General features: G+C 75.7%; 11 protein-coding genes and 1 pseudogene. 4 read left to right on the forward strand and 8 right to left on the reverse strand.

Annotated elements, in window-relative coordinates:
• The first annotated feature begins 65 nt into the window (after nucleotides 1-65).
• The gene (locus tag ACIF6L_RS14675) at nucleotides 66-476 is read left to right on the forward strand and encodes a hypothetical protein (RefSeq protein ID WP_396487164.1); all 411 of its coding nucleotides are present in this window, start codon (nucleotides 66-68) and stop codon (nucleotides 474-476) included.
• A 1,109-nt stretch (nucleotides 477-1,585) separates the two neighbouring features.
• Here ACIF6L_RS14675 and ACIF6L_RS14680 read toward each other — a convergent pair.
• From ACIF6L_RS14680 to ACIF6L_RS14690, 3 genes are all read right to left on the reverse strand, one after another.
• Nucleotides 1,586-4,477, reverse strand: coding sequence for a hypothetical protein (locus tag ACIF6L_RS14680; protein WP_396487166.1), 2,892 nt, complete (start codon nucleotides 4,475-4,477; stop codon nucleotides 1,586-1,588).
• Between the two features lie 181 nt (nucleotides 4,478-4,658).
• Nucleotides 4,659-5,273, reverse strand: a complete 615-nt coding sequence (locus ACIF6L_RS14685) for a dihydrofolate reductase family protein (RefSeq protein WP_396487168.1) — start codon at nucleotides 5,271-5,273, stop codon at nucleotides 4,659-4,661.
• Nucleotides 5,274-5,297: 24 nt separating this feature from the next.
• Nucleotides 5,298-6,167, reverse strand: coding sequence for a metalloregulator ArsR/SmtB family transcription factor (locus tag ACIF6L_RS14690; RefSeq protein ID WP_396487170.1), 870 nt, complete (start codon nucleotides 6,165-6,167; stop codon nucleotides 5,298-5,300).
• A 179-nt stretch (nucleotides 6,168-6,346) separates the two neighbouring features.
• Between ACIF6L_RS14690 and ACIF6L_RS14695 the strand changes: the two genes are divergently transcribed.
• Nucleotides 6,347-6,769: a carboxymuconolactone decarboxylase family protein gene (locus ACIF6L_RS14695; protein WP_329491587.1), complete on the forward strand. Its 423-nt coding sequence runs from the start codon at nucleotides 6,347-6,349 to the stop codon at nucleotides 6,767-6,769.
• Between the two features lie 324 nt (nucleotides 6,770-7,093).
• Entirely contained in the window at nucleotides 7,094-7,975 is an 882-nt protein-coding gene (locus ACIF6L_RS14700; RefSeq protein ID WP_396487172.1) for an NAD(P)H-binding protein, read from the forward strand.
• 57 nt (nucleotides 7,976-8,032) lie between these two features.
• Here ACIF6L_RS14700 and ACIF6L_RS14705 read toward each other — a convergent pair whose 3' ends face one another.
• The 3 genes from ACIF6L_RS14705 to ACIF6L_RS14715 are packed head-to-tail and all read right to left on the reverse strand — an operon-like array spanning nucleotide 8,033 to nucleotide 10,225.
• Nucleotides 8,033-8,590 carry a TetR/AcrR family transcriptional regulator gene (locus tag ACIF6L_RS14705; RefSeq protein WP_359808595.1) on the reverse strand — a complete coding sequence of 186 codons (558 nt, stop codon included), beginning with the start codon at nucleotides 8,588-8,590 and terminating at the stop codon, nucleotides 8,033-8,035.
• 29 nt (nucleotides 8,591-8,619) lie between these two features.
• Nucleotides 8,620-10,029, reverse strand: coding sequence for an amidase (locus ACIF6L_RS14710; RefSeq protein WP_396487174.1), 1,410 nt, complete (start codon nucleotides 10,027-10,029; stop codon nucleotides 8,620-8,622).
• Nucleotides 10,016-10,225, reverse strand: coding sequence for a hypothetical protein (locus ACIF6L_RS14715; protein ID WP_396487176.1), 210 nt, complete (start codon nucleotides 10,223-10,225; stop codon nucleotides 10,016-10,018). Before ACIF6L_RS14715 ends, ACIF6L_RS14710 begins: the two co-directional genes overlap by 14 nt.
• A gap of 350 nt (nucleotides 10,226-10,575) precedes the next feature.
• On the opposite strand from ACIF6L_RS14715, the pseudogene ACIF6L_RS14720 reads away from it, so the two are divergent.
• Nucleotides 10,576-10,695, forward strand: a pseudogene (locus ACIF6L_RS14720) (alkanesulfonate monooxygenase); the annotation flags it as partial.
• Between the two features lie 44 nt (nucleotides 10,696-10,739).
• Here the strand turns inward: ACIF6L_RS14720 and ACIF6L_RS14725 are convergent.
• Both ACIF6L_RS14725 and ACIF6L_RS14730 read right to left on the reverse strand, forming a co-directional pair.
• Nucleotides 10,740-11,576 carry an NPP1 family protein gene (locus tag ACIF6L_RS14725; RefSeq protein WP_359838057.1) on the reverse strand — a complete coding sequence of 279 codons (837 nt, stop codon included), beginning with the start codon at nucleotides 11,574-11,576 and terminating at the stop codon, nucleotides 10,740-10,742.
• Between the two features lie 251 nt (nucleotides 11,577-11,827).
• Nucleotides 11,828-12,871, reverse strand: a complete 1,044-nt coding sequence (locus ACIF6L_RS14730; protein ID WP_329491580.1) for an RIO1 family regulatory kinase/ATPase — start codon at nucleotides 12,869-12,871, stop codon at nucleotides 11,828-11,830.
• Nucleotides 12,872-12,924 lie beyond the last annotated feature (53 nt).

Consider the following 12,924-nt stretch of genomic DNA (forward strand, 5'->3'; position numbering starts at 1 on the left):
TCCGCGCCCTCTCCGGCCCCCTGACCCGGCGGACCCGGCGGATCGCGCCGCGTACGCTCGGCTCTGTGCCACGCCACCCGAGAAAGCCCCGCCGACTGGTCGCCGACGGCCGGACGTACCTGTGGTCGCTCCGCCACAGCCACCCCGGACCGGCCGGCGAGGCCTTCACCGACTGCCGCGAGACCCTCACCCTGCACCCGCAGCCGGCCGGCTCCGGCGGAACGCTGCGCATCGTCTTCGCCGGCGGACCCGACCGGTACGTCCCCGGCGGGTTCCCCCTGGGCTCCGGGGACGTCGGGTTCGTCCGGGGTGGCTCACTGAACCTGCACGAACCGGGCGCCGTCCGGGCCCTGCTGGGCACGGCCGCGGCCCGTGGATGGCAGCCGGGAGACCGGCGACCGGTGGAGCTCGACGGCTGGTCGCTGCTGGAGGAGGCAGCCGCCGCCCGCACCGGGGACCTCGGCCGGCCTTCGTGAGAGCCGACATGGAGGGGATCGGCGGCAGCCACCCGTCGGGCGCGCGCACGAAGCCGAGGGACGTCGGCCTCCGTGCGGACGCGGAGCTGGTCGTCGAAGGTCGGGGCATCGTCCTGGCGCCAGACGCAGCCGCGTGCCGCGAGACGGCCGAGAACCGTCTCGTACGTCACGGGGCCGGCGGAGTCGCGCTCGCCGATAGCCAGGTGCGAGGGAACGCGGAACCGCCCTCCGGTGTCCGCCGGGTCGAGTCCGAGAGCTCCCCTGGGGACTGCCCCGGACCTCCAGGCTGCCGCCCCTGTGACCGGCCCCACGCCCGGTGGTCGGCCCCGGCCCGGTCGAGTCCGGGCCCGCCGCCCAACAGCCGATCGGCCTGCCACCGGTCATGCCGGGCCCGATCCCTGCGGTCTCGCCGGGGGCCGCGATGGAGACGATCAGGTAGGGAACGGTGCCGTGCCCAGGGCACAGGAGGCCACCGGCTCGGCCGCTCGCGCCCACGGCCCGGGCCGACGGTGCTGTGGGCTCGTCACTTCTCGGGCGGTGCCGTGAGGCCGGGCCGGCGGTCCGGCCTCGATCGCGGGAGCCGCTGCCCGCCTCGGCGTACCGCCCTTCGCAGGGGATTCCCCCGGTCGTCGCCCGACAGCGGCTCCCCGGATCGCGGCTCGGCCTCCTCCTCGGCCGAGCCCCGGAGGGCGCGCGGCGGGCCCGACCGGTGCCGGCGACCGGTCGGCGCCCCGGCAGGACCGGTCGGCTCGGGGCGGGTCGGCTCACGGCCGGTCCGCTCGGGACGGGTCGGATCAAGGCCGGTGGCCCCGAGGCCGGACGACTCAGGGCCGGTCCGCTCGGGACGGGTCGGCTCGGGACGGGTCGGATCAAGGCCGGTGGCCCCGAGGCCGGACGGCTCAGGGCCGGTCGGCTCGGGACGGGTCGGATCAAGGCCGGACGCCCCGAGGCCGGACGGCTCAGGGCCGGTCCGCTCGGGACGGGTCGGCTCGGGACGGGTCGGCTCAAGGCCGGACGCCCCGAGGCCGGACGGCTCAAGGCCGGTCCGCTCGGGACGGGTCGGCTCAGGGCGAGTCTGCTCAGGGCCGGACGCCCCGAGGCCGGACGGCTCAAGGCCGGTCGCCGAGTCGTAGGTGGGTGGTGAGGTGGCGGCGGCCGCCGGTCAGGGCCTCGGCGACGACCGCGAGAGCAGTCAGCGCGGCGAGCGCAGCGGCCGGGAGGAGCAGGGGCGCCGCCGCGGGGCGCAGCCTGGTCGGCACCGGGGCGCCGACCAGGGTGGACAGGTCGACGGCCGGCCCGAGCACGGCGACGGCGGTCAGCGCGGCCAGGGCGCCGCCGGCCGCGGCCAGCAGGGTCTGCGGCAGCGTCTCGGCGAGGACGAGCGCGAGGCCCTGCCGGGAGCGCAGGCCCATGGTGCGCAGCCGGGCCAGCAGGGCGGCCCGGTCGGGGGCGGCGCGCAGCAGTGTGAGCAGGACGGCGAGCAGGGTGAAGGCGCCCGCGGCGGCCTGGGCCTGGCCGAACAGGCGGCCCGCCGCGTGCTGGAGGGGGTCCTGGGCGAGGTCGGCGGCGACGGCGGCGCTGGTCCGGGTGACGTAGCCGCTGCGCAGCGCGTCGGGGTCGTTGCCGACCACGGCGGTGGCGGCGGTCGGCCCGGGCGGCGGCGGGGCGGCGGGGTCGGCGAGGGAGGAGGCCGGCAGCGCGCGGACCAGGCCGGCCAGGGCCGGCTCGTCGATCCGGCCGAGCGCGAACCAGTCGGTGATGCGGGCGAGTTCCGGCAGCACGGCGCTCGCGGCGGGGGTGGGCAGGACGATGAAGGGGCGGGTGGCGCCGGGCAGGGCGGGGGTCGCGTCGACCGTGCCGGCGTGGGCTGTGAGGACTTCGCCGCCGCTGGGCAGTCGCAGCCGGTGGCCGCCGGGGCCGAGGTGGCGGGCGAGGTCGGCGCTGAACAGGGCGGGGACGGTCGGCGCGCCCGGATCCGCCGCGGCCGGCGCGTCGAGCGCCGCCGGGTCGAAGGTGCCCGCCCCGACAGTCCTGGCGATCCGCGCGTAGGCCCGGGGTTCGGCGACCACCAGGGTGACCTGGGTGGCCTCCGGGTCGACACCCGCGCGCACGCCCGGGACCCCCTCCAGCAGGAACGCCTCGCTCTCCAGCCGCACGGCGGTGGCGGCCGTGACCCCCGGCAGCGCTGCGGCGGCCGCGGCGAACCCGGGCGGCAGGGTCATCCCGGCCGGCGCCGCCACCGAGGCGTCCGCCCCGACCACGAGCTTCGCGGCCTGCTCCCGGGCGAGCCCGACGCCCGCCAGCACGGTCGCGCCGAAGCCGGCGGTGGTGACCGCGAGCACGAGGGCCAGGAGCGGCAGGACGGAGGGCCGCGACCGCCGGCCGCCCCGGCCACCGGAGCCCCGGGCGGCGCGGGCCAGGCCCAGGAACGCCACCGTGCCGGAGGAACGGGCGGCCGCCCGGGCCAGGCCGCCCGCGAGGACGGGCAGCAGGCGTGCCAGCAGTAGCGCCGCGGTGAGGGCGATCAGCAGCGGGGCCGCCACCAGCAGCAGGTCGGGGCCCGCGTCCGGTGGGGCGACGCCACGGCGCCGGACACCCGACACCGCCGCCACCGTCAGGGCGAGGACGACGAGTTCGGCGATCAGCCGGCCCCGGCGCGCGGCCCTGCCGGAGCCGTCGGCCGGCGGCAGCGCGGCCCGGACCGGAACGGCGAGCAGGGCGAGGGCGGTGGTGACCAGCGCGGCGGCCACCGCCGCCGCCCAGCGCGGCGTGGGCCACAGCCAGAGCGCCGACGCGGTGGCCGCGACGGCCGCCGGCAGGACGGTGACCGCGCCCTCCCCGCAGAGCCGCAGCAGGAGCCCGGTGCCGGACCCGCCCCGGGCCCTCAGCAGCCGCAGTTCCGCGCCGCGCCGGTCGGTGGTGAGCGCGGTGGCCAGGGCCAGCACCACCCCCGCGACCCCCGCCACGGCGGCCGGCCCGATCAGGGCCGTCGGCGCGACCGCGGCCTGCCGCGCCACCGCCCGGTCGAGGTGGCCGGGCAGCCGGGACGTCGTAGAGAGGTCGGAGCGGCCGGTGGCGGCGAGCAGTGCGGTGGCCGTCGGCCCGGTGAGGAACGCGGCGACATCGTGCCTGACCCCGGCCAGCCGGTCGGCCCGCAGCACGCCGGTGTCCACCGGGAGCCGCCAGAAGTCACGCGTGTTGCGCCCCCAGCGCCCGAGGGCGCCCAGGTCGTCGCCCCCGATCACCGCGGCGGTGTGCCAGCTCCTGATGTTGGGGTCGCTGAGCGAGCGTTCCAGACAGGCCCGGCCCGTGCACGGCAGGTCGGCCCAGTACGGCTCGGCCGGGTCGGTGACGGTGTAGAGGCCGGTCACCCGCACCCGCTGCGGGGGCACCGAGTCGTCGTCGAGGACCGCACCGAGCCGGATCCCGATCGTCTCCGCCGCACTGCGGGCCACCGCGATCGGGATCGGCTCGCCCTTGCTCCCGCCGGACGGCCAGGCGCCGGCGACCAGGGTGGTGTGCTCGGTGAAGCCGTGGAGGTAGCGCAGGTGCAGGGTCGGCGGGGAGTGCCCGTCCGGGCGGTCCAGGCCGGGGGTGGTCAGCGCGTGGCGCAGCAGGGCCTCGGCGCCGAACACCGGTCCCGACGGCGCCACCGGGAGGCCGGCCCCGGCCCGGGCGACCAGCTGAGCCGCCACCGCCTCCAGCTCCGCCTCCGTCCCGCCGCCCTCCGGGGAGCGAGCGGTGCTGAGCAGGCTCGTCTCCAGCGGGCCCCGGTCGTGCAGGAAGTCCCGCAGCGCCGCGTCCGCGCCGCGGTCCAGCACCCTCGGGATCGCCGCCGCCAGGAACACCAGCACGAAGGCCAGTCCGGCGGTGAGCAGCGCCGCCCAGGGGCCGGTGCGCAGCCTCGTCCGCACCCACCGGGCCGGCCGGTGGGCACCGGAGGTCACCGGGCGGGCGGGACGGGCCGGGCTCGCCGGCCGGGTGGGGTCGGAGCTGGTCACGGGAACCTCCGTCGGGGCAGGACGGCGGTCACCGACGGTCCGTCACGCAGTAGCGGCCGATGGTGCCAGAACAGCGCCCGGGACCGGAAGGTTCCCGGGCGAAGCGTGGACCGAAGAGGCACCTCCGGCACGGCCGAACGGGCACTCCGGCCGGCCGCCCCGGAGAAGAGACGCGGCCGGTTCAGCGGATCCGGTCGTAGACGAGGGCCAGCGTGCCGTGCTCCCCCGCGGTCTGGCTGACGAGCGCCCACGCGGCGGCGGGCAGGCCGTCGTCGAACAGGCGCGGTCCGTCGCCGAGGAAGACCGGGAAGACGGTGAGTGCCAGCCGGTCGACCTCGTCGGCCGCCAGCAGTGCCTTGATGACGCTCGCGCTGGAGAGCACCAGGATGTCGCCGCCCCCGGTGGCCCTGAGGCCGGCGACCACCTCGGTGGTCGGCCGGTCGACGACCGTCGTCCGCTCCCACGGCGCCCCGCCGGGGGCGGACTCGCCGAGGGTGCCGGAGAGGACCACCTTGTCGGCGTCGACGAGCCACTTCGCGAAGCCCTCGTCGCGCGGGTCGACGCCCGGCATACCGATGACGGTGGGCCAGAAGCCGAGGAAACCCTCGGCGTTGACCCGCCCGAGCAGGGCGGTCGTCGCGGGCTCCCAGAGGCCGGTCAGGTGGTCGCGGGCGACGTCGGTGTGGGCGTAGGGCATCACCCAGCTCATGTCCCGGGGGTCGCGCCGGGCGTAGCGGCCGTCGAGGGAGAGGCTCATGTTGGTGACGACCCGGCGGCTTGCGGTCTGCTCGGTCATTGCGTACTCCTCGTGTCGTTGTCGTCAGTGGTCAGTGGCTGTCGTCGGTGGCTGGCGCCGTCGCCGGTCGTCGTCGGCGGCCGTGAGGGCCGCCGCGAGCTTGTCGAGGCTCTGGCCGAAGCCGGTCTCGATCCCGGCGACGAAGTCCGCCGAGTCGACGGTGCTGTCGGTGATCCGCCAGTGGACGTCGAGCCCGGTGCCCGGGTCCGTGCCGGTCGGCCGGAGGCCCAGCTCGACGTGGGCGGTGAAGGCGGTGCCGCCGCCGGGGAGCAGCGGGGAGAGCCGGTAGGCGAGGCGCTCGCCCGGGCGGACGTCCTCGACGACTCCCTCCGCTCGGCCGGCGACCGGGTCGGAGCCGTCGGTGTCCTCGATGTCGCGGTACTCCTGGACGATCCGGCCGCCCGGGCGGGCCTCGAAGACGAGCTCGGAGACCCGAAGGTCGTCGGGCGTCCACCAGTGGGCGAGCAGGGTGGCTTCGACCAGGTGGCGCCAGACCAGGTCCGGGCGCCCCGGCAGCTCGCGGTGGAACCGGAACGAGCGGCCGTCGGCCCACCCTGCCTCGCCCGCCGCGCGCCGCTCCGCGTGGACGCCGAGCCCGTAGCGCTCGTGGGTCTCGCCCGGGCCGCCGGGCCGCTCCGCGCTGTCGGCGAGCCGGGCGAGCTCGGCCGCCAGCTCCCGCAGGGGGGCGGAACGGAGCGCGTAGACACGCCGCTGGCCGATGCGCTCGGAGGTGACGACACCGGCACGCTCAAGGGCTTGCAGGTGCTTGGTCGTCTGCGGTTGGCGCGCCTCGGCGAGCCGGGCGAGCACCCCGACCGGGCGGGGCCGCTCGGCCAGCAGGCTCACGAGGCGCCAGCGCGCCGGATCGGCCAGTGCGGCGAGGAGTGCGTCCATGAGGAGAAGTATTCGCCACAAAGAATATTCGTGTCAAGGAATATCTCCGGACGCACCTCCGCGTGACGGCCGGCCGCATGTCGGAGCCGGGAGCGGGCACGCTCCAGGTCCTACGGTCGGGCGAGGACCGGACACCACGGGCAGGCGCCGAGGCGCCGCCGGGAACGGAGTGTGACCCCATGGACATCCCCCCGAACGCCGCCGAAACCCGCCAGGACCGCTACGACCGCGGCCTGGAGACGCTCACCCGGATCGACGGCGAGGCCGGCCGGCGGGTGGTCGACGCGCTGGCCGACATCAGCCCCGAACTCGCCCACCAGATCGTGGCCTGGGGGTTCGGCGAGATCTACCGGCGCCCCGGGCTGGCGCCGCGCGACCGGCAGTTGGTGACCCTGGGGATGCTCACCGCGCTCGGCGGCTGCGAGTCCCAGCTCGACGTCCACGTCAACGCCTCCCTCAACGTCGGCCTCACCCCCGAGGAGATCGTCGAGGCCCTGCTGCACTCCGCCGGCTACTGCGGCTTCCCCAGGGCCCTCAACGCCACCTTCGTCGCCAAGAAGGTCTTCGCCGAACGCGGCCTCCTGCCGGTCACGGGCGACTGAGGCCGGGCCGCGGCGGGCGGCGGACCGGCCCCGGCGCAGGAGCCCGACCCGCCTGGCCCGCACCGCCGACGGCCTGCGTCACCATGAGCAGAGCGCGAGGGCCGGGAACACCACCCGCACCCGGCCGTGCGTTCGTCCGGGGCTGGTGACATGGTCGCCGACGGTGCCCGGACTCCCCGGTGTCGGCCGGGGGCTCCGGGGAAGGCCGCGACACGCGGCGCCCGTCGAACGCGTCCCCGGCCGCACCGGAGGAAGGATGGGGTGCTTCGGGCCGCCCCAGGTGCCCGGCCCGAGGCCGAGCCGCCCCCGGACGAGAGGAAGCCCATGCAGATCGCCGTCACCACCCCGACCGGCAACGTCGGCCGCCACGTCGTCGCCACGCTGATCCGGGCCGGCGTCCGGCCGCGCGTCCTGCTGCGCGAACCCGGCCGGCTGGCTCCCGAGGTCAGGGGCGAGGTGGACGCCGTGCGGGTCGACCAGTTCGACCCCGAGGCGGTGGCGGCCGCCACCGAGGGCGTCGACGCGCTGTACTGGGTGGACCCGACCACGGGCGGCCAGGACCCGCTCGCCGACTACGCCCGCGCCACCGCCGCCGTGGTCCGTGCCGTCACCGGCAACCGGATCGGCCGGGTGGTCTTCCAGAGCAGTGTCGGCGCCGAGAAGCGGCACGGCGCCGGCGAGATCGACGGCCTGGCGGGGACCGAGACCGCCCTGGACGACCTCGGGGTCGATGTCACCCATCTGAGGTGCGGCTACTTCTTCACCAATCTCGAACTTCAGCTCGAAGCCCTCCGGGCGGGCACGCTCCAGGTGGTCCTCCCCCTCGATCAGCCCATGGCCTGGGTGGCGCCGCGCGACATCGCCGAGGTGGCCGCCACCCGTCTGCTCTCCCCCGCCTGGTCCGGGCGGTGCGTGCGGGCGGTGCACGGACCGGCGGACCTGACCTGGCGGCAGGTGGCCGGAATCCTCACCGCCGCGACCGGCCGGCGGATCGGCGTCGAGCGGATCACCGACGACGCCATGCGCGCCGGGCTCAGGCGGTCCGGGATGACCGAGGGGCTGGTGGAGGCCGTGCTCGGCATGTCGACCGGCCTCCGTGCGGACTTCACACCCGAACAGCGCCGCAGCGTCCGGACCACCACGCCGACCACGCTCGCCGCCTGGGCCTACGACCACCTCCGGCACCGGCTCGCCGACGGCTCCTGAGCACGGCCCGCGCGGGGAGCGGGCGGAGGAACGGCGGGCCGCTCCGGAGCCGGCGCGTCACCCGGCGAGGAGCTCCCCGACGAGCCGGCGGGCGTACCCGGCGTCGAGGCCGGCCGGGCGGAAGAGGATGCGGTACATCATCGGGGCCACCACGCGGTCCATCACCGTCTCCACCTCGGGGGCGGCCTCCCCGCGGTCGCCCGCCCGGGCCAGCACGACGTCGACCTGTTCGGCCGCGTAGGCCGAGCACTGGCCGGCGTTGCTGCCGTCCGGGTCGCCGAGCAGGGCGTCGCGGACGTAGGCACGCCCCGACGGGGACGCCATCTCGTCGAGGAACTGCTCGGCCCAGGCCGCCAGGTCGGACCGCAGGTCGCCGTGGTCCGCCGGCTCCGCGTCGGGCCGCAGCCGCTCCACCGCGACGTCCGACAGCAGCTCCTGCAGATCGCCCCAGCGGCGGTACACCGTCGACGGGGTGACGCCCGCCCGCTGCGCGACCAGCGGAACCGTCAGCCCGTCGCGGCCCACCTCGGCGAGGAGTTCACGCACAGCGGTGTGCACCGACGCCTGGACCCGGGCGCTGCGACCGCCGGGGCGCACCATCTGCTTGCGACTCATGGGACCAGCTTAAAGCACAGTCCTTGCGTTTAGGGGGCGCCCACCTCGGTACCGACCGGCGCCGGCACGGGGGCCGGCCGCGACTGCTCGTAGGCGTGACCGACCCGCAGGAGGAGGCGCTCCCCGAGCGGCCGGCCGAGCAGCTGCATCCCGATCGGCAGGCCCGCCGCGTCGCGGCCGACCGGGACGGTCAGCGCCGGCACCCCGGTGATGTTGGCGGGGGCACTGAGGCGCACCAGGGCGTCGGCGACACCCTCGGACGTGCCGTCCGACCAGGTCACCGTTGTCTGGCCGGCCCGCACCGCGGTCGTCGGGACCGTCGGGGCGGCGATCACGTCGACCCCGGCCAGCACACGGGCCCACTCCTCCCGCATCAGGGTCCGGGAGCGCTGCGCCCGCAGGTAGTCCCCGGCGGTCATCAGCTCGCCGGCCTCCAGGAGGACCCGGACGTCCGCCTGGTACAGCTCGGGCACCGTCCGCAGGGTGCGCTCGTGGTACGCGCTGGCCTCCGGCGCCACCAGCCCCCAGAGGGTCGCCCGGATGTAGCGGGCCATCGGGATCCCGACGTCGACGAGCTCCGCGCCGAGGTCCGCCAAGTGCCCGATGGCGCGCCGGACGGCGGTCTCGACCTCCGCGTCGAGGTGGTCGAAGTAGTAGTCGCGCGGCACGCCGACCCGCAGCCCCGTCAGGTCGGTGCCCGGGCCGGGCCAGTGTTCCACGGCGGCGGCGGCCAGCGAGGCGGGGTCGCGCGGGTCGTGACCGGCCATCGCCGTCAGGACGACGGCCGCGTCCTCGACGGTGCGGGTGATCGGACCGACGTGGTCCAGCGACCAGGACAGCGAGGTGACGCCGTGCCGGGGGACGAGGCCGTAGGTCGGCTTGAGGCCGACGACGCCGTTGAGCGCGGCCGGCACCCGGATCGAGCCGCCGGTGTCGGTGCCCAGCGCGAAGGCCGCCGCCCCCGAGGCGACGGCGACCGCGGAGCCGCCGCTGGACCCGCCGGCGACCCGGCCGTGGTCCCGGGCGTTGTGGGTCTGCGGGGTGGTCAGGCCGTAGGCGAACTCGTGGGTGTGCGTCTTGCCGAGCAGGATCGCGCCGGCCGCCGTCAGCCGCGCGGCGACCGTGCTGTCGGCCTGCGCGCGGTGGCCCTCGCGGACCCGGGAGCTGGCCGTGGTCGCGGTGCCCGCGACGTCGATCAGGTCCTTGAGACCCATCGGAATGCCGTGCAGCGCCCCCCGGAAGCGGCCGTGCGCCGCTTCGTGCTCGGCCTCGCGCGCCGCACCGCGCGCCTGCTCCGCGAGGACCGAGACATAGGCGTTGAGCTGCGGTTCCACCTGTTCGATGCGGTCGAGCACCGAGCCGACCAGCTCCACGGGAGACAGCCGCCGGGCCCGGATCTCGTCGGCCGCGGCGGCGACGGTGAGCTCATACGGCCGCATCGGACAGCTCCGTTCCCGCGCGGTAGGCGATCGCGGGCGGGGTGTCCCCGAAGTCCAGCTCCCGCAGGACCGCGACGACGGCGTGGAGCTGGTCGGCGGTGGCCGCGACCGGCCCGTGCCGGTCGTCGGGCAACGGAAGGCCCGCCCGGGCGGCCCAGCGGGCCGCCTCCCGCGGCGTCAGTTCGGCGGCAGACATGGGTGTCCTCTCCTCGTCGGGTCGGGAGCCGCGAAGCACTCCCGACCCAAAAGCTAACATTTTGCTTTAGCCGAACGTAGGTTCTACGGTCAGCTAAAGCAAATCTATTGCTTTTGGGTCGAAGGAGCCCCCCTTCCACGCCCCCGCGGATCCGCCGCGACCGTGCCGAGGCCGGGCGGCCGCTGCCGGAGGCGCTCCGCCCAGATCCCTGGTAGCCAGGTCGCCGCGGCCAGGGCGGCGGGCCTGGAGGTCCAGGTGATCCCGTCCCTGGTGGTGGCGGTCCTGGACGCCAAGGCCGAGAAGGCGCCGTTCGACGACCGCAGGGTGGTCGGGGCGCTCAAGTGCGCGATCGAATGGGCATCGACGAGTTCGTCCTCTCCGGGGCGCCGCACCTGGAGGAGGCGTACTGGGTCGGCGAGAACGTCCTGCCGCTCCTCGCCAACCGGGGGCTCTGGAAGCGCGGGGGCTGACGCGGCCGGGCCCGGGCACCGTGCGGTGCCCAGGCCCGGTGGCGTCACGCCCAGGGGTTGAAGGGGATGCCGCCGGGCTTGGAGGCGTTGAGCAGGTTGCGGAAGCGGTCGTCCTTGTCGGTGGTCTTGATGGTCGCCGAGCCGAAGTCGGCGTTGTTGAGCCGGTCGCGCAGCCAGGTGCTCGGCCAGCCGTTCCAGTCGACGATGGGCGGCTGGCGCCAGCTGTGGTAGTGGTTCTCCGGCGGCTCGTCGTTGCTGTTGGCCAGCCGGAACAGGTGGGTGAGCGCCGGCAGGCCGTCCTTGTGGTAGACGACCTTGGGGTGACTGCCGCTGAAGCGCACCGACGAGCGCGGGTAGGTGGCCTGGCCGCCGTGCTGGGTCACGGTCAGGAACTCGACCTGGTCGGACGACTGCTTGACCCAGGAGATGACGTGCTCCCAGTCGTGGCGGTGGCCGCCCGAGCCGTTGACCGTCTGGTCCTTCTCGAAGTAGCTGGCGTACACGATCGCGCACCAGCCGTTGTTGCACTTGGACCGGGCGTAGGTCTGGGACCGGTCCAGGTCGGACTGGTCGTGGCAGTTGCCGTTGATGGCGCCGGAAGTCTTCAGACCCGGGTTGAGGGTGCCGTCGGGGCCGATGGCCGAGACGGCGTAGCAGCCGTCCACGTCGTAGTCGTAGGCGGGCGAGAACGAAGCCTCGTAGCCGCCGGCGCGCTGCGGCAGATTGGGCAGCGAGTCGGCCTGGGCGGCCGGCCCGGAGAAGGTGAGCAGGAGGACACCGGCGCCGAGGACCGTCCCGATCCGGCCCCGGGTGCGGGTCGCGCGCCCGGTCGCGGAGCCCTGGGCCGTGGTGGCCGGGCCGGTCAGCGAGGAACTGTTCATGTATCCCTGTTTCGTCAGGAGTTGATGGGGGCCGCCCGGCAGCTGCGGGGCGGCGCACATCGAGCATGGCCGTGATCCGCCCGGGGCGGATCCGTCCAATGACTGACGGGATTCGGAAGCCGCGCCCCCGTGCGGGCGGGGGCGCGGCCTGACCTTCGGTCAAATGACGCAGTCGGGTGCGCGCCGGGAGGGCCCCCGTCCGGGGTGCCGGCGTGCGGCCCGACACCCCGGGAAGGGGCGGGCGGGCCCGCTCACCGCAGGCGCGCGTCGAAGGTCAGCGCCTCGACGAGCTCGCCGACCCGGCGCTCCGGCAGGCCCCGCGACACGAACCAGGCGCCGACGTTGCGCACGTCGCGCTCCAGGAACGAACGGCCGCGCGGATTGGCGACGACGTCCACGATCTGCGGCACATCGATGATCACCAACCGCCCGTCGTGGACCAGGATGTTGTACGCCGAGAGGTCGCCGTGCGCGTAGCCGTCGACGGCGAGCAGCGACAGATTGCGGCCGAGCTGCTCCCACAGATCCTCGACGTCCACCTCCTCGGCGCGCAGCTGCGCGAGCCGGGGCGCGGCGGTGCCGCCGGCGTCGCCGACGAACTCCATCAGGATCTCCGTGCCCAGGATCTGCACGGGGTACGGGACGGCCACGCCGGCCGACCAGAGCCGGCACAGCGCCGTGAACTCGGCGGCGGCCCACTGGCCGGCGATCGCCTCCTTGCCGAACGCGGTGCGCTTGGCCATGGCCCGGGCGATCCGGGACTCCTTGTGCTGGCGGCCCTCCAGGTAGCCGGAGTCGCGGTGGAACATCCGGTGCTGGGCGTCGCGGTAGCGCTTGGCCGCCATCAGCGTTCGCCGGTCGGTCCCGGGCACGCCGCGCTCCAGGAGGAAGACGTCGGCCTCCTTGCCGGTCTTGACCAGCCCGAGTTCGGTGTCCACGGCCGCGAGTTCGGTCACCACCCAGGCAGGGCGCGGCGCGGGGCCCTTCTCGGTGGGGGTGGACTGGTCCCAGGTGGACCAGCGATCGCCCTCGGCGGGACCGTCGGCGACCGGCGTCGAGCCGTCGTCGTAGCTGCCGTCGGGGGTGTCATCGTCGGTGACGTACGCGTCGGCGAAGTCGTCGGCGCTGTCCGCGCCGTGGGTGTCATGCGGGTGGCCGGCGGGCTCGAAGGCCTCGAAGTGGTAGGCCACCTCGGGCTCGAAGTCGCCGTCCCGCTCGGACCGGCGGCCGCGACGGGGTGCGCCCTTGGGGCGGATACGGGAGAAGGAATCGTTGTCGGCAAAGCGCTCACGCACTGCGGTGGCTCCTGAGGAACGGCCCACCGATGCGCCAGTCGTGAAGCGTCGTC

The sequence above is a fragment of the Kitasatospora sp. NPDC086009 genome, from assembly GCF_044540385.1.
Lineage (GTDB): Bacteria > Actinomycetota > Actinomycetes > Streptomycetales > Streptomycetaceae > Kitasatospora.

Bases quoted from the DNA above. Each gene is read 5' to 3' on its own strand.
- ACIF6L_RS14690 (WP_396487170.1), bottom strand. From the start codon at position 6,167: ATGGACGCACTCCTCGCCGCACTGGCCGATCCGGCGCGCTGGCGCCTC.
- ACIF6L_RS14685 (WP_396487168.1), bottom strand. From the start codon at position 5,273: ATGACCGAGCAGACCGCAAGCCGCCGGGTCGTCACCAACATGAGCCTC.
- ACIF6L_RS14695 (WP_329491587.1), top strand. From the start codon at position 6,347: ATGGACATCCCCCCGAACGCCGCCGAAACCCGCCAGGACCGCTACGAC.
- ACIF6L_RS14700 (WP_396487172.1), top strand. From the start codon at position 7,094: ATGCAGATCGCCGTCACCACCCCGACCGGCAACGTCGGCCGCCACGTC.
- ACIF6L_RS14725 (WP_359838057.1), bottom strand. From the start codon at position 11,576: ATGAACAGTTCCTCGCTGACCGGCCCGGCCACCACGGCCCAGGGCTCC.
- ACIF6L_RS14705 (WP_359808595.1), bottom strand. From the start codon at position 8,590: ATGAGTCGCAAGCAGATGGTGCGCCCCGGCGGTCGCAGCGCCCGGGTC.
- ACIF6L_RS14710 (WP_396487174.1), bottom strand. From the start codon at position 10,029: ATGCGGCCGTATGAGCTCACCGTCGCCGCCGCGGCCGACGAGATCCGG.
- ACIF6L_RS14715 (WP_396487176.1), bottom strand. From the start codon at position 10,225: ATGTCTGCCGCCGAACTGACGCCGCGGGAGGCGGCCCGCTGGGCCGCC.